Source organism: Microcystis sp. LE19-10.1B (genome assembly GCF_027530565.1).
Lineage (GTDB): Bacteria > Cyanobacteriota > Cyanobacteriia > Cyanobacteriales > Microcystaceae > Microcystis > Microcystis aeruginosa.
Genome location: NZ_JAPZQM010000248.1, coordinates 1 through 15326, shown reverse-complemented (window position 1 = coordinate 15326; position 15326 = coordinate 1). Strand labels below are relative to the sequence as shown.

14 protein-coding genes, 1 other RNA gene and 2 pseudogenes are annotated in these 15326 nt (G+C 44.5%); 7 read left to right on the top strand and 10 right to left on the bottom strand.

Going from position 1 to position 15326, the window contains the following annotated elements; translation table 11 throughout:
• A pseudogene (locus O9332_RS09035) lies at window positions 1–411 on the top strand (ISAs1 family transposase); the annotation flags it as partial.
• Between the two features lie 120 nt (window positions 412–531).
• Window positions 532–919, top strand: a pseudogene (locus tag O9332_RS09030) (ISAs1 family transposase); the annotation flags it as partial.
• A 404-nt stretch (window positions 920–1323) separates the two neighbouring features.
• On the opposite strand, the gene O9332_RS09025 reads toward O9332_RS09030, so the two are convergent.
• From O9332_RS09025 to O9332_RS08995, 7 genes are all read right to left on the bottom strand, one after another.
• The gene (locus tag O9332_RS09025; RefSeq protein ID WP_288025015.1) at window positions 1324–1578 is read right to left on the bottom strand and encodes a hypothetical protein; all 255 of its coding nucleotides are present in this window, start codon (window positions 1576–1578) and stop codon (window positions 1324–1326) included.
• Window positions 1579–1631: 53 nt separating this feature from the next.
• Window positions 1632–3011, bottom strand: coding sequence for an NAD(P)/FAD-dependent oxidoreductase (locus O9332_RS09020; RefSeq protein WP_288025012.1), 1380 nt, complete (start codon window positions 3009–3011; stop codon window positions 1632–1634).
• A 422-nt stretch (window positions 3012–3433) separates the two neighbouring features.
• Window positions 3434–3621: non-coding RNA, 6S RNA (gene ssrS / locus O9332_RS09015), on the bottom strand.
• 239 nt (window positions 3622–3860) lie between these two features.
• Window positions 3861–4952 (bottom strand): D-alanine--D-alanine ligase family protein, encoded by a 1092-nt coding sequence (locus O9332_RS09010; RefSeq protein WP_004266791.1) that lies wholly within the window; start codon window positions 4950–4952, stop codon window positions 3861–3863.
• 3 nt (window positions 4953–4955) lie between these two features.
• Complete coding sequence (locus O9332_RS09005) at window positions 4956–6341, bottom strand: ATP-grasp domain-containing protein (protein ID WP_004266792.1); 1386 nt, start codon at window positions 6339–6341, stop codon at window positions 4956–4958.
• Between the two features lie 25 nt (window positions 6342–6366).
• Complete coding sequence (locus tag O9332_RS09000) at window positions 6367–7170, bottom strand: O-methyltransferase (RefSeq protein WP_002794105.1); 804 nt, start codon at window positions 7168–7170, stop codon at window positions 6367–6369.
• Window positions 7167–8399 carry a sedoheptulose 7-phosphate cyclase gene (locus O9332_RS08995; protein ID WP_004266794.1) on the bottom strand — a complete coding sequence of 411 codons (1233 nt, stop codon included), beginning with the start codon at window positions 8397–8399 and terminating at the stop codon, window positions 7167–7169. Before O9332_RS08995 ends, O9332_RS09000 begins: the two co-directional genes overlap by 4 nt.
• 172 nt (window positions 8400–8571) lie before the next feature.
• Here O9332_RS08995 and O9332_RS28370 point away from each other — a divergent pair, with 172 nt between their 5' ends.
• Window positions 8572–9357: an element excision factor XisH family protein gene (locus O9332_RS28370; protein ID WP_004266795.1), complete on the top strand. Its 786-nt coding sequence runs from the start codon at window positions 8572–8574 to the stop codon at window positions 9355–9357.
• Between the two features lie 105 nt (window positions 9358–9462).
• On the top strand, window positions 9463–9798 hold the full coding sequence (locus tag O9332_RS08985; protein WP_072926914.1) for a XisI protein: 336 nt from the start codon (window positions 9463–9465) through the stop codon (window positions 9796–9798).
• Window positions 9799–9828: 30 nt separating this feature from the next.
• Here O9332_RS08985 and O9332_RS08980 read toward each other — a convergent pair whose 3' ends face one another.
• The 3 genes from O9332_RS08980 to O9332_RS08970 all read right to left on the bottom strand — a co-directional run bounded on the left by O9332_RS08980 (window position 9829) and on the right by O9332_RS08970 (window position 12206).
• Window positions 9829–10581 carry a PEP-CTERM sorting domain-containing protein gene (locus O9332_RS08980; RefSeq protein WP_288025004.1) on the bottom strand — a complete coding sequence of 251 codons (753 nt, stop codon included), beginning with the start codon at window positions 10579–10581 and terminating at the stop codon, window positions 9829–9831.
• An 84-nt stretch (window positions 10582–10665) separates the two neighbouring features.
• A complete protein-coding gene (locus O9332_RS08975; protein WP_288025001.1) occupies window positions 10666–11244 on the bottom strand; it encodes a DUF1822 family protein in 579 nt (192 codons plus the stop codon).
• Window positions 11245–11267: 23 nt separating this feature from the next.
• Window positions 11268–12206: a hypothetical protein gene (locus tag O9332_RS08970; protein ID WP_288024998.1), complete on the bottom strand. Its 939-nt coding sequence runs from the start codon at window positions 12204–12206 to the stop codon at window positions 11268–11270.
• A gap of 328 nt (window positions 12207–12534) precedes the next feature.
• Between O9332_RS08970 and O9332_RS08965 the strand changes: the two genes are divergently transcribed.
• From O9332_RS08965 to O9332_RS08955, 3 genes are all read left to right on the top strand, one after another.
• Window positions 12535–13824, top strand: coding sequence for a M16 family metallopeptidase (locus O9332_RS08965; RefSeq protein WP_004266799.1), 1290 nt, complete (start codon window positions 12535–12537; stop codon window positions 13822–13824).
• Window positions 13825–14175: 351 nt separating this feature from the next.
• Entirely contained in the window at window positions 14176–15036 is an 861-nt protein-coding gene (locus O9332_RS08960) for a fructosamine kinase family protein (RefSeq protein WP_002764057.1), read from the top strand.
• Window positions 15037–15071: 35 nt separating this feature from the next.
• Window positions 15072–15203, top strand: coding sequence for a hypothetical protein (locus tag O9332_RS08955; protein ID WP_288024994.1), 132 nt, complete (start codon window positions 15072–15074; stop codon window positions 15201–15203).
• Window positions 15204–15326 lie beyond the last annotated feature (123 nt).

The following is a 15326-nucleotide window of genomic DNA, read 5'->3' as shown; positions in this document are numbered from 1 at the left end:
TATGGACAAAGAGATGACATAAATTGGCTAGGGATGGATGGAAAAAGTCTCAAAAACACCCTAAAGAATCCTAATAATGAACAACAAAATTTTATCATGTTTGTCTCATTGTTTAGTCAAGAAAGTGGCTTAGTATTACACATAAAAAGAATCGAAAACAAAAAAGGGTCTGAAATCGACGAAGGTCAAGCTATAATTGAAGATTGCTCTCTCCAAAATAAAGTTTTTACTGGCGATGCTTTACACTGCCAGAAAAAAACAATCAGCTTAATAGCCAAGAGTAAAAATGATTATGTTATCACCGTTAAAGGAAATCAGAAAAATCTTGATCAGTGAATACAAGACCTGAGTAATTCCTCAAAGGCAGAAAGTTGCTTTCTTGAACAAGATAATAGTCATGGACGAAAAATAAGTAGGGAGGCACAATTATTTGTAGGATGGGTTAGCGGTAGCGTAACATGAGCGGCCGTTGGGTTTCATGCTTCAACCCAACCTACGTTCATCTTATATTTAATTCCACCCACCCACTTATCAAGAAAAATAGAAGTTTTTAAAGTGAGGAAAAATGAAAGACAAGGGTTTGAAAATCCGCGCATAATTTTAAAGTAGAAAGAAGGGGTAGTCGCGGGGATAAAACGTATGAAGAAACAGCTTACTATATCAGTAGCCTAACCGAATCCGCCCAAGTATTTGCTAAAATTATTCGATGACATTGGAAAATAGAAAATCAGTTACATTGGGTAAAAGATGTAATTTTTGAGGAAGATAAAAGCGAGATCAGTGATTTTCAAGCGGCCAGCAATTGGTCAATTCTCACAACTATAGGATTGAATCTTTTCCCTTGGGTTTTCTCTCAATAACTGAGGGACAGAGGTGGTTAGCTGAACGTTGGGAAAAACTGATAGTTTTATCGACGTAAGAAGCAGAAAAATTAGCGAAATTAACAGGATGTACTCTCAGACAATTTCAAGAGAGATAGGCTTTTAGTGGCTTGGAAACAAGCTTTATCAATCTCTTCATAACAAATATTGGCAGAGAATTAAAAATTAATTATTGTGACTAACTCTTTTGGTTAGAAAAAGATAAACTTGAGAATCTTCAGTCAAATTTATTGACTCAAAATCAGCTGTACTTAATTTAAATGAATCAACCCTACCCGCGCATTAGCTTTTCGGTGGGATGCTTACACGCAGCTGCTGATACATTTGTCATCATCTAAGAGTCACGGACAATTGCTGATTGTCGGTATTCCTGCAAATGTGAGATGCACCCTATCTCAACAAGCAATTTAAATGCGCGGGCAGCTTACAACAGCATTTCGCCCTATTGAGGAGATTCAAAAATTAGTTCGCTATTATTCAGTTTTTCAACGACTAACTTGCGATAGAGTGTCACCTGACGAAGGATTTGGTCGGGATTGTTTTTCTTGTTAGAAAACATGATCATTTTAATCGATTCAAATTCTATTCTTGTGATCACACCATCTTTGATCGCTCGTTCAATTGTAACTCGTAAATATTCTAATTCTTGGCTTTCCTCTGGGGTAATTTCCAGACTGTTAGGATGTTCTATTTTCATGATCGATTGTTCTTACCGGCTAACTGATAACTAGATAATCACGGCTATTTTTTTCACACTTTCACAATCGGTGGAGAGAGAGTTTCCGTCTGGTTAGAAACGGCGAGATTATTATTATTTTGGCTGTTATTTTGCGGCAATTGTCCCGAGGCTAAATTCTGCCCCTCTCCCGTAATCAAACGAGCGCCACGACCGCGGGTAAAATAATTCCAACCCCATTGCACCATCACCACTAATTTATTATCAAATTCGATCAGATAGTAAATATGGGCCCAAACCCAGACTAACCAAGCGATGAACCCAGAAAACTTGACAAATCCCAAATCAACCACGGCCGCATTTTGGCCGATCACTGCCAGACTACCTCGATCGATATAATGAAAAGGTTGAATAGTTTGCCCTTTTAGGCGAGAAATTAATAAATTGGCCAGATATTCGCCCTCCTGCATGGCCACGGGGGCAATTCCGGGTAAAGGTTTATCTCCCTGATGGGCAAAATTAGCCAGATCCCCGATCACAAAAATATTGGCATAACCAGCGATACTTAAATCCGGTTCGACGATTACCCGACCGACGCGATCGAGATTTACCCCAGTTCTTTCGGCCAAAATTCGCCCCATTCTCGATGCTTTTACCCCCGCTGCCCATAAAATTGTCTCGGCAGCGATTTCTGTGGTTTTTTCTCCCTGACGGACGCTGACACAACCTTCAACAATATTGGTAACGATGCTGTTAGTTTGCACTGTCACCCCTAATTTTGTGAGAGAAGCGGCAGCTTTAGCGGATAAATCGGGTGAATATGGGGGTAATACTCGATCCATCCCTTCTAAGAGCAAAATTTTCGCTTCTGTGGGGTTAATCTGGTGGAAATCAGACCTAAGCGCACCGTGGGCAATTTCAGCGATCGCTCCTGCTAATTCTACCCCCGTCGGTCCGCCTCCGACAATAACAAAAGTTAATAAAGCTTGCCGCTTTTCGGCATCGATTTCTTTCTCGGCCTTCTCGAAAGCGAGATAGATGCGACGACGCATTTCTACTGCGTCTTCAATGGTTTTTAACCCGGGAGCGTAGGGCTGCCATTGATCATTGCCAAAATAGTGATGACTGACTCCCGTGGCAATGACTAACTGATCGTAGGCGATCGGCGGGTGATCTTTCAAGATCACTTCTCCCTTAACTGGATCTATATCTATGGCATGATCGAGGAGAATATCTGTATTGTCATGACCCCGTAGGATTAAGCGCAAAGGTGAGGAGATATCGGCCGGAGACAGCGCCCCAGTAGCGACTTGATAGAGGAGGGGCTGAAAAAGATGGAAATTTCGCTTATCGATGAGGGTAACATGAACGGGGGCGTTTTTTAGGGCTTTGGCCGTGTATAAACCCGCAAATCCGCCGCCGATGATAACAACTCTTGGCTGTTTTTCAGTCATTGCTTAACAATAATTCATAAATTTTTCCCTAGTGTAGTCCGGATTGTCACAATTTAGCGGTGACGAGCGTTACCGAAAACAGCAGTCTTTAACCTAGAAAAAAATATAGATAAGCTGCCCGCGCATTTAAATTGCTTGTTGAGATGAGGCACTCTTGCACTCTTGCAAGAGTCAACAGAACGTAGGTTGGGTTGAAGCATGAAACCCAACGCCTGCTCATGTTACGCTACCGCTAACCCATCCTACAAATAATTTGCCTCCCTACTTAAGCTCTTGACTATCTAAATTACTCGTTAAGATTGCAGGGGAGCAGGGAGAGGCAGTTTGAGCATTTGTACTAAAATTTCCAATACGGAGTTGAAATTCAGTACAGCTTACAGTGCTTATGCCCAGAATTTGACCTATACATGCTCGAAAAACTTGAAAAGACCGCTACGCCGTTTTACCTAAGTTTATGACCTGGGTTAACCAGGTGGGAACTTATATTACGCGTTTCTGTTTCCGAGTACAAGCTCGGTTTACTACCACACGAATTGGTTATTTGCTCCCTTATCACAATCAAGCATAGATCAAAAAACTTGAAAGGCAGTCACCAACGTAGAAGCCCGATTTGTTTTCATCATAGCATTTTTTTTTCTCAGAGGCAAGAGGGGAGATTCAGTGATCAGTGATCAGTTATCAGATTTGAGTTTTCAGGTTACTTTTTACCGATCACAGCCAAAAAGCCTGCCAAAACCCAGCAATTCCCAGTAGATCCGTATGGGGGAAGTTCAGCTAAAAGAAGTTTGAAACGCTTGCTTGGCAATGCTTTGAAAATTTCATGGCTATTTCGGCAACCCGAATGTCCTGCTAAGAATAAGTTTCGGCTTTTGTGTCAATCTGCGCGCTCTTTGGGCGATCGCCCAAAGAGGCAGCCTCTCCCGCCACTGCCATCTGCACCATATTTTGAAACAGGTCTGTCAATGAAATTCCAGCAGCCTGAGCCATCATTGGAATGACGCTTTTCTGAGCAAACGAACAATACAAACCTGCTTCTAAAAACCACGGCTGTCCGTGTGGATCGATCCGAAAATCAAACAAACTGTAATGCCGACAGCCCAAAGCAACGTGACATTGTTTTGCGAGCGCCCAAACTCGCTGAGTCACTGGATCCCTAGGATCAACAATCCACGCCTTGGTTTTCTCTTTAGCAGCACAATCCAAACTACCATCTTGATTTTGCTTGAGTTTATCTGCATAAGTCCGAATCGGATGAGTTTCGGGATTCACGGCGTACTCTTCTAGCGGCAAGCAAACTAACTCGCCCGCTTGCACAATCACACCACAGCGAACTTCTCGACCCAGTTCGATAAACTCCTCAACTAAGACTTCATCTGCATACTCAAAGGCAGTTGCTAAAGCAGCATCTCCATCGGTTGTCTCGGTAACTAAACTCAAACCCAATGAATTATCGGAATGGTTCGGCTTAATAATCGACGGACGGGATACAGATAAGCAATCGCCTCGATGCAGAACCTTGCCAGCGGGCACGGTCACCCCGGCTGCGGAGACAACCGCTTTCGCCTTTGCCTTATCTGCCGCTAACGCCATTAGCTCAGCCGAATTTCCCACATACGGAATTTTGAGCAGATCGAATAGCGCACGGTACTGAGTCATTCCGGGCAGGCAGAACATTTGGGGCACCATCACATCGATCTGAAGTTGAATTAAAACCGCGACCGCTTCAGGGACTGAAACTGAGGGAGTCTGGGCGATCTCGGCATTGTCTAAAGATTTGGGAAACCGCCACCTCAAATCTGGCGACACGTAGGCAATGTGGAACTCATAGAGGTCTGGATTCGCCGTATTTTGTAGACAATCTTGGGCATAGAGTTGCGACAACTCACAGTAAAAATCGCTCACAGCAGAGCCAACTAGATGCAAAATCTGCAATTTTTCCATGCTCTAGTCTCCTCCCAGTTCAACAAGCTTGCCAATGTTGAAGTCAATCCGAATCCATTCACTGCCGCGCCGAAAACTTCCCAGCAGTAATAGCGGAATCTGCCAATGATGCACCATTAAAAAAGGGAGGGGATCGTCCCACTCAAAGATGGCATCTTTGCCGTTGACGAGAATCTGTAATCGTTGCCTGAGCATCTTTGGAGAAAGTAGCTGGGTTAGCAATCTCCAAACTTCGTGATAAGTCCAATAGGTTGGGCGGCTAGAGGCAAGTGGCTGAGCCATCTGGGGGAGTGGATGTAGATTTAGATAAGCCTGTGCTACATCAGGATGGTTGTAGAACATCGTGATGGCAGAGTGTGTGCGCGGATTGCATTCGATCGCATAAACCTGTCCATCATCTGCTGCCTGAATGAAGTCGAAAGACACTTGTCCCGTAAGGTTCAGCCCCTTGACAAAGGCGAGAATCCACCGTTCAATCTCAGAATGATCAACGTGTTCGTAGTTGACCTGAAACGCTGAAGACTTGCAGCAGCAGTGCAGCTGCACGTGTCCTTGACGAACAGTACTATGGGTACAATATTCTTGCCCTGGAATATACTCCTGCATAATCCAGGGATTTGCTTCAGAAATGGGTAGCGCTCGCAGAAAAGTCGCCGTTTCCTCAGCATCTCGTAGGGGCAACTGCGTCAGCTCCAATCGCCGCACTGAATCGTAAGGAATGCTTTTGAGGATATAGGGACGCTTTGCCTTACTAAAATCAAAGTCAATCACCTGCTGAGGATGGGTGATGCGATGGGATTTTGGCACGCTTAACCCTAGGGTTCCAGCGGCGATCGCAAAGGCGTACTTATCATCCAGTTGCTTGAGCCTCTCCACATCCACATGCATGACGGTGCAATGGGGCGCCAGCATTTCGGCAATGAGCGCATCATAATAACTGGCAACGGGGCTACAAACGGGAACGTAAACAGTAACCTTTTCTTTTTGCACAATCTCCAGTAATGCCTGAGCATACTGGGACGATTGCGGTTTTGGTATGGTGTAGAACCGATCAACGCACCGAGAAAAGCGGTGTCCGGTTAACCAGTACTTGTGCATCTCCACTAGGATGACTCGGTGCCCTGCTTTGTGAAATGATCGCGCAAGCTGCAAGGCTTTAGTCATCTTGCCGCCGCTAATGAGAACCGTTTGCGGATTTACTGTGGTTGATCGCGCCGGGCGAAGAACTAGCGATCTCAGCAAAGCAATCGACACGAGGGTAAGGTTGAACGGCAATGCCAGCAGCAGCAAAGTAAGAGTGGCAAGGGTTTTTAAGCGCGATCTCACCCCGATGCTGCCCGCACTGACCGCTGGCTCAGAGAGAAGCTTAACGGGAGCGGTTTTTATCATAGGTTTAAGTGGGCGGATTAATGGACTACATACGCCGAATCAAGGTCAAGCCGTCTCGCAGAGGTAGCAGGACTTGCTCAACTCGTGGATCGTGGCTCAGGGTTTGGTTGAACTGTGCGATCGCCTTGCCATTGGGCGTAGGCGTTTCCGAGAGATAGGGCTGCCCCTGCATCAAAGTATTGTCCGCACAGATTAACCCGTTTGGAGCTAACAGCGAGGTAGTCAGGAGCAGATTGAGGTAGTCGATGTAACCTGCTTTATCGGCATCAATAAAGACTAGATCGAACACCTCTCCTGCCTCTGCAAGCTGCTTCAGGGTTTCAAGAGCAGGCGCAACCTTGACTACGATTTTGTGTCCGGCCGTCGACTCGTTAAAACACTGCCGCGCAAATTCAGCCACATAAGCATCAACTTCACAAGCCACGACCTGTCCATCGCTGGGCAATGCCTCTGCCATCGCTAGAGCCGAATAGCCCGTAAACATGCCAATCTCTAGCACCCGTTGCGCTTGCGTCAAATGCACCAGAAATTTGAGCATTTGACCTTCCACATGCCCAGAGAGCATTTCCTGCTCTAGCTGGCGCACTGTTTCACCATCCGTAAATCGCTTGCTCCAGTCCTCCGCTTGAGTCCGTTGCACCAAGGCAGCCAAGGCAGGCGATTCGGGTGTCGTACAAACATCCAAATACGGGTCGAGTCCGCAAGCTAGGGCACAGACTTGCTGCAATTCAGCTTTGAAAACCGGATCAAGCCCATCGATCGACTCGGCGCGACCGACCAAGGCTGCTAACTTCGCTGAGATAATTCCAACGGGCGTAACGGGTCTCATACGCCTGCTCCCTCTAAGGCTGGCTCGAGGCGCACGTACATATCCTCACCATTGCCCTGACGAGGATAGTTTTGAGCGATCGCTCGGTGAACCCCTAAGGCATTGTCCAACTCAGATCGCGTTAGGTCGTTCATAAACACGCATTGCCCAATCGGGCGGGGAGCCGCTGCTCGCTGCAACCCATCGCGAGTCCGCGTAATTGCTTCGGTCGCTTTCCACAGGAGTTCTGGGGTGAGATAGGGGCTATCGATCGCCAGCCCCAATCGGCTCATTAAGCCTAAAATGCGATTGCGGTCTTCAACCGAAATATAGCCGCGCAACTGGGCGATTGTCGCCGTAAATGCCATATCAATGTTGACGCTATGACCGTGCAACATCGGTGGTTCTGGCGTTAATTCTAGCGTCGGACTCCAGGTATGACCGTAAGCAATCACTCGATCCAAATCTAGCTCATGCAGGTTGGGCACCTCTAGCTCTAACATGACTTGAATTGCCTTGTAAGTCAGACGGTGCCCCACAGCTTGCAACTCAGGGGTGCCATTCAGATAGCCAAAACGGCTGTGCAGCAATGCCGCACCATGTTCTTCTAGCAGCTCAAAGATTTCTTGATTGCCCACAACTGCAATCTTGATTAACTCTGCCATTCCGTTGCGAATTTGATCGATCGGCAAAGTTCCCAAAAATGAGAAATCAAGAATCACCTTTTGAGAGGCATGATACGCACCAAGACGATTCTTTAGTTTGCCGTGATTGACAGCAACCTTAATCGCCACGCTAGCATCAATCAAGCCAATCAAGCTTGTGGGCACGCGAATGTAGTTGGTTTTGCGACGATAGGCAGAACAAGCGAACCCAGCAACATCGGTCGTGAGTCCGCCACCCACAACCAAAACAGGCTCCTTACGCACCAGTCCAAAGTCGGCAAACGCATCGACAATCTTCTCGAAAGTTCTCAGAGTCTTTTCAGGCTCTTTGATACTGACTTGAAAAACAGTCAAATCGATTTGATAGTGAGCGAAGTACCGAACGATCTGCTGGCGATACAAACCGTAAACAGTTTGATCAATCACCATCAAGCAGCGTCTGAATGGTGCATAACTTTCGGCAATTTCGGGATTCCCAATTTTGAAAGCACCGTTTACATAGAGCAAACTGAAATCAATCTTTTCGTAGCCTTCAATATGAAAGGCACAATCTGTGGACGTAAAAGTAGCCTTGATGCCTGCCATAAGGTTTCATTCTGAGATTCTGTTACCTTTGTAACAGAATCTCAGAATTTATTCAACATCTCCTGCCAACAACCAGCAATTCCAAAGGCAAACGGTAGCACAGAATACAGAACCCGTCTTACTCTTGCCTTTCAAAATGGAGTGAAGGGTTTGAACAGTGGGTTTCGGGGGAATGGAAGTCAAACAACTGGGTTTTCTGGGGATGCTGAGCTATTTCCAGCTAGTTATCGCTGGGATAACTGAGCCTCGAAGTGCCAGCAATGCTACCCGCTACAGTCTGAAAGACGCAATATTAGGGGCATTCGCCGCCTTTTTTCGCCAGAATGAATCATTTCTAGAATATCAGCGTCAACTTAATAGTCGTTGTGGACGAGATAATGCTCAAAGTCTGTTTGGTTTGGTCAATATCCCGACAGTAGAGCAGATGCGGAACATCCTCGATGGAATAGCCGCAAAGCATCTTTTTCCCCTGTTCAAATGGATTGATCAAGGGCTGGAGGAGCCAGGCTATTTGAGGGGGTTTGAGGCGTTGGATGGCAACTTACTCGTCGCCCTAGATGGGACTCAGTACTATAGTTCAGAGAAAATTAGTTGTCCTTGTTGCTCAAGCCGCACCTCAAAACAGGGAAAGATAACCTATCAAATCAGGAGAAAGGTAAAATTGGCTAAAGATTTAGTTTATCAAGCAGCCAAAAATGCTTTGATCAAAGATAATTGGTTAATTACTCATGACCTTTATACGATAAGTTTTGGAGGGGTGAATATGGCTGTCGATTTAGGCGCAGAAAAGCTGATTGCTGCGACTAAAGATCATCAAAAGATTGCCGTAGAAATTAAAAGTTTTTTAGAGGGGTCTTCAGCGATCTCAGAATTTCATACTGCTCTAGGACAATTTCTTAATTATCGGGCGGTTTTAAAGAGAAAAGATCCAGATAGAGTCTTGTTTTTAGATTCCTAGTTTTACTTACGACACTTTTTTCTCTTTAGATTTTACCCAATTGATGATTAGAGAAAACCATTTAAAATTAATCATTTTTTCGCCAAGTCAGGAGGTAATCTTAACATGGATAAGTTAGCAAAATATCGTCAATTAGTCAAAAGTATTCTTTCGGAATATACTCAATATAAACCCACTTGTAATGATTTGGAGATTCAAGCTATTTTTGATGAACAAAAAGAACATTATCAGGTCGTTACTTTTGGGTGGGAAGGCGAAAAGTATGTACATTATTGTCTTATTCATATTGACCTCAAGTCTGATAAAATTTGGATTCAATGGAATATGACAGAACAAGATATTGCTGAAGATTTAGTTAGACTAGGTGTTCCTAAAAAAGATATTGTCATTGGCTTTCATCCTCCTGTACTTCGTCAATTGACCGATTATGCAGTAGGATAGATTAATTTATCCTACTGCAATTGATCCCAGTTAGCTGTCTGGTTCTTGGGGGTTATCTGTTGGTGACTTTGCTTTTTTTGATAGGATACCTTTTACTTTTATTGCGGCTAAACCTAGTCCGAGCAAGCCTAAACCAAAGATATTAGAGGGTTCAGGGACAGTCTGTGGAGGCTGTGCGGCAGATTTTATTGCCAGGCGATCAAATACAATAAAGTCTGCACCGCTACCAGCAGCAATACCAATAGAGTTGATAGTTTCTCCAGCTTCAGCATCAATTCTTAGATAAATACTCTTAATTCCTGTACCTAGAATTGGAGATGGATTAAAAGAACTGAAAGAACGAAAAAATGAACCATTAACTAATAAATTTGCATTAAAGTTTAAGTTGGAAACTCCAATTCCAACCGAAGTAAGACTGTTAGAAAATTTTAGAGATGTAACAGCAGACAAGCTAACAAATCCTTGCCTGCTGTTTGTCAAAAAACTAATACCATCCCAAGCATCATTTACCAAATAAGAAGCATCACCTATACTGACCACGTCAGGTAAAATATTAACCGGTCCAAGATTGGGAGATGCCCATTCCACTGATAATCCGGGAATTAAGGTTGTGTCCTCAAAATCTTCAATCTGAAATCCTGTGATTCCAGCGATTGCGTCACTAAAACCGATGGGTGAAAATGTAGTAAGTGTGATTGCCTGAGCAGAATTTATTCCGATGAAAGATAATAGCACAGCACCAGTAACTGTTGTAATTGATGCATGAAAAATTAGACGATTCATGATGAATTTTCTCCTTAATTTGATTACTTCAAAACTTTAACAATCGAACTGAAACAGATTACTCTTCAAAAAACTCAGCCCTAATTAAATTTGAGACCTTAATTGTAGAGGACTGATTTTCTCCAGATATGCTGGCAAATCATCCAGAGAAAGCAATGTCAAAAAACTTAACTTAGTTTCATTGACTTTCTCCAAAAAACCCAACACCTTTCCCTCAGACATCTCAGCATTAATCTCAACAAATAGATAACCAATTCTATCCGATAAAACCTCCTCAGAAATCTCAATAAAATCCTCACCCGGCATCACAGGACAACATTCTACTTTTCCCTTACCTTTCACCACCAAATCCGCTACAGCTAAACGGGATTGCATGATAGGATTCCAGCTATCACTCGCTTCCAAATCTGTGGCAATACCCAGAGACCGTAAGCAACAGTTGACCGCATACACAGCCAAAGTATTGAGATAGACCTGTTCTGCTAGAGCAAAATCCGAATGTTGTTGACAAAAATAATCCGCGATTTCATGGGCTTCCCTTCCTAGAGCAATCAAAAATACAGAACTATGATTAATTCGTGTCGGCATTATCTTGATTTCCCCCCATTGGAAGCTTGAATTTTCCACAAGAATCCCTGCAAACTCAGCCAGTGAGTTTTTCAAAAGCTATTCACCTCCTTAAAAAACTACAAATAAGACAGAATTTCCTGTCCAATTAAAGGCGCAACCGTCTTCATCTGGCGCGAGAAAAAATTCTTCACCACTGCCACAGTCAAACTAAAAGAATCCGCGATCTCCTGCCAAGATCGCGCCTCCAATCGCGCCCTCAAAATTGCCTTCAAAGTCGCCTTCGGGCAATTATGGACATGAGGGCGAGACAACAACTCCGGATCAGACTCAATATACTCAGCGATCAACTCCGACAAACAAAGCTGCTCCACTGGTTGAGCCAAATTCTCAAAGACAACAGACTCACCGCTCACCTGCTGTAAAGGCGATACCGATAACGTTGCCCTTGCCAGATCCAGAAAAACGCGATCGCCCAAAGCCCGATTAGCCTTTCTTAGCCCAGATAACCGACAGAGAACCGCCAACCAGACAAAACTTTGTTCATCAATCGCGATCCCTTTAACCTGTAACCTTAACCAGAAACCCAGCCCAACCTTAGCGACTAGACTAACCATTGCCGTCAGTTGGTACTTGCGACGAATCAATTGCTGCTTCTGCGCCCTGACCAGCGGGTCAAGCGTTTCCGCATACGCCTCTCGCAACAGAATATCCAGCCGATAGTTGACCCAAGCCAGAAAACTGCCCCGGTCAGGATCGAACTGGTCGAGGTGGAAAGCAACCCAACATAACGTTCGATTAACCGCATCCTCATAGACCTCTACCGAATAATGACCTCGACCCCGTAGCCGACCCGAAAATCGCAGAGCATCAAGTAACCGAGCGATCGCGGCTTGCTGCTGCAAACCCACTGTCCCAGTATAGGAACGCGCTTGCAGGGCGAGGTATTGCAGGTCATCATCATCGGTTTGCTTCAGGGAAGTTCCGCGATCGCGATGGGAGACCATGGAATTCAGACGAACTTCAGAAGAGGAGAAACAGGGTTGGGTTAACGGCATAGATGATGTTCTCAACTGCTTTCATAAAAGAAATCACAACCAACTCCTGCGATCGTCTCAAGTTGTCACAAAACTTTATATTTTAGAAATTTAAATGACGGTCAACCCCCTGATTGACTAAAGCGATTTCTTGGAATGAATATCCCGGCAGCCTCCATTAACGGTGCGTTCACTGGCGCTAGCGACACCCTACCTCGATCAATTTTGCTACATTCTGAATTTGTAATTGCTGGCCAACACCTGATCTTGTTGGCTCCGTGAAAGTCTGGGACTACAATAGGGAAAAGTGACAATTTTTGCCAGAGTGATCACCGAGGACTAATAAAGAATGACGGCTATCCTAGGGAAACCTGCCACGCTTAACACTCCGATTCTGCACCGTCTTGCCAATGGTTTAACGATTATTGCCGAAAGTCAACCGGTAGAAGCGGTTAATCTCAATGTCTGGCTGCAGGTCGGCTCGGCCTTAGAATCGGATCAGATCAATGGGATGGCTCATTTTCTCGAACACATGGTTTTTAAGGGAACCCGTAACTTAGACAGTGGTGAATTTGAACGGGCGATCGAATCAAGGGGAGCGGTGACTAATGCCGCTACTAGCCAAGAATACACCCATTATTACATTACCACTGCCCCGCAGGACTTCGCCCATCTGGCCCCGCTGCAGCTAGAAGTGGTTTTAGAAGCTTTAATCCCCGATGAAGCTTTTGAGCGGGAAAGACAGGTTATTTTAGAAGAAATTCGTCGTTCTCAGGATAATCCCCGTCGTCGCACTTTTTATCGCACCATGGAGACTTGTTTTCAAGTTTTACCCTATCGTCGTCCGGTGTTGGGTCCGATGGCAGTGATTGAAAATCTTACTGCTCAACAAATGCGCGATTTTCATCGGACTTGGTATCGTCCCGAATGGATGACGGTGGCGGTGGTGGGTAATTTGCCTGTAGATGATTTAATGGCTATTGTGAGCGATTCTTTAGATACTTTAGGCAGTAAGGGCAATTCTGGGCTTATTTCTCATCCTATCGCTAATCTACAGCCCGAAGCTCCTTTTAACGAGATTATCCGTCAAGAATACGAGGATGAAAATTTGCAGCAGGCCCGCTTAATCCTATTTTGGAAAGTGCCGGGGTTGAGAGACTTAGAAAAAACCTATCCTCTCGATGTTTTAGCGGCTATTCTCGGTCAGGGCAAGGTATCGCGATTATTTCAATCTCTGCGCCAAGAAAAGGGCTTAGTTTCCCAAATAACTGCCAGTAATATGTCCCAAGCAGTGCAAGGAGTGTTTTCCGTGTCGGCCCAATTAGCCTCGGAAAATATCGAGCAAGTGGAACGGGAGACATTAGCACAGATTGGACAAATTCAACAGGAAGCTGTGACAGTTTCTGAACTGGAACGAGTTAAAACCCAAGTGGCCAATCGGTTTATTTTTAGCAGTGAAAGACCGAGCGATCGGGCCAACCTTTACGGTTATTATCATACTCAGATCGGTGATTTACAACCGGCTTTTTGTTATCCCCAACACATTGAAGCCCTCACTTTAGAGGATATTCAAAATGCCTGTCAAGAGTATTTAAATCCTAACGCTTACGGTGTGGTTGTGGTAAGACCAATTCAGTAATCAGTGAACAGTAATCAGTAATCAGGGATAAAGATGAAGATAAATAAATAACTAAATAACTAATTAACGGTTCTTCGTTACTTAGTATGGTTCGATAGGGGGGCATAAATCGACTAAATCCTTATCTGGCAAGAGACTTAATTGATTAGTTCGCTCTAGATAAAAAATAATTGACAAAAATCGCCAAATGCCTTTCTATATAAGGGTTCCATCCCTTATAACCCCCGTCCATTGCATAACAAAAACCGAAGAACCTAATTAACTTACATCTGATAACTAAATAACTAATTAACTTAAAACTTACATCTGATAACTGATAACTGATAACTGATAACTGATAACTGATAAACCATGTGGACTCAAATTGCTCGACATATTACCCAAACCACGGAAAAACCTTTTGAAATTGAGAAAAGTCATCCCGTTAGTGGTGGCTGCATCAATCAGGGTTATGCGGTCAGTGGCAATGGTTTAATTTATTTCGTTAAGATTAACCAAGCGAACCAAGAGGCCATGTTTGCCGCCGAAGCTTTAGGATTAAAGCAAATTCACGCTACCAAGACTATCAGGGTTCCGGAGCCAATTTGTTGGGGAATTGCCGAGAAATCTAGTTATTTAGTGCTAGAGTGGCTAGAATTCGGCGGTGGCAATAGCCAAAGCTGGGAAAAAATGGGGCAAAATTTAGCTCGTTTACATCAAGTTTCCCTGTCCGATCGCTTTGGTTGGCATTGTAATAATACCATTGGTTCTACTCCCCAGATTAATACTATTAGTAACAATTGGGCGGATTTTTTCGCTCATCAGCGTATTGGCTATCAATTAAGACTTGCGAAGGAGCGCGGCGGCAATTTTCCCGACGAGGATCAAGTTATTCCCGCTATTAGCGAGATTTTGAGTCAGCATCAACCCCATCCCTCCCTTGTCCACGGTGATTTATGGTCGGGAAATGCGGCAATTACCGTCGATGGGGAACCAGTAATTTTAGACCCGGCCACCTATTGGGGAGACCGGGAGGTAGATTTAGCCATGACGGAACTTTTTGGCGGTTTTCCGGCGGCTTTTTATCGGGGTTATAACGATGTTTTCCCCCTCGATGCTGGTTATCAACAGCGCAAAACTCTTTACAATCTCTACCATATTCTCAATCACTTTAATTTATTTGGTGGTGGTTACGCTTCCCAGGCCAATCGGATGTTACAGGAAATTCTTTAAGGGTTTTACTTGTGAATATTTACCGAGGATAAATTATGTCTGTTCGAGAAACTACTGTGATTGAAACTCCAGAGACAAAAGTATGGACTGATGCAGAATTTATGGCGTTACCTGACGATGGTAATCGTTACGAATTGGTCAAGGGAGAGTTAATTAGGGTTTGCTGAAAAAGTTTTTCCTAGGGGCAGGGTGTAGGGTGTGGGGTGTGGGGTGTGGGGTTTTACCGATTTTGAGGGGGTCAATTACCTAATTTTCAGGGAAAAAGTCCCTGAATTTCCCCCTGATCACTC

Bases quoted from the DNA above. Each gene is read 5' to 3' on its own strand.
- O9332_RS09025 (WP_288025015.1), bottom strand. From the start codon at position 1,578: ATGAAAATAGAACATCCTAACAGTCTGGAAATTACCCCAGAGGAAAGC.
- O9332_RS09020 (WP_288025012.1), bottom strand. From the start codon at position 3,011: ATGACTGAAAAACAGCCAAGAGTTGTTATCATCGGCGGCGGATTTGCG.
- O9332_RS09010 (WP_004266791.1), bottom strand. From the start codon at position 4,952: ATGGAAAAATTGCAGATTTTGCATCTAGTTGGCTCTGCTGTGAGCGAT.
- O9332_RS09005 (WP_004266792.1), bottom strand. From the start codon at position 6,341: ATGATAAAAACCGCTCCCGTTAAGCTTCTCTCTGAGCCAGCGGTCAGT.
- O9332_RS09000 (WP_002794105.1), bottom strand. From the start codon at position 7,170: ATGAGACCCGTTACGCCCGTTGGAATTATCTCAGCGAAGTTAGCAGCC.
- O9332_RS08995 (WP_004266794.1), bottom strand. From the start codon at position 8,399: ATGGCAGGCATCAAGGCTACTTTTACGTCCACAGATTGTGCCTTTCAT.
- O9332_RS28370 (WP_004266795.1), top strand. From the start codon at position 8,572: ATGGAAGTCAAACAACTGGGTTTTCTGGGGATGCTGAGCTATTTCCAG.
- O9332_RS08985 (WP_072926914.1), top strand. From the start codon at position 9,463: ATGGATAAGTTAGCAAAATATCGTCAATTAGTCAAAAGTATTCTTTCG.
- O9332_RS08980 (WP_288025004.1), bottom strand. From the start codon at position 10,581: ATGAATCGTCTAATTTTTCATGCATCAATTACAACAGTTACTGGTGCT.
- O9332_RS08970 (WP_288024998.1), bottom strand. From the start codon at position 12,206: ATGCCGTTAACCCAACCCTGTTTCTCCTCTTCTGAAGTTCGTCTGAAT.
- O9332_RS08965 (WP_004266799.1), top strand. From the start codon at position 12,535: ATGACGGCTATCCTAGGGAAACCTGCCACGCTTAACACTCCGATTCTG.
- O9332_RS08960 (WP_002764057.1), top strand. From the start codon at position 14,176: ATGTGGACTCAAATTGCTCGACATATTACCCAAACCACGGAAAAACCT.
- O9332_RS08955 (WP_288024994.1), top strand. From the start codon at position 15,072: ATGTCTGTTCGAGAAACTACTGTGATTGAAACTCCAGAGACAAAAGTA.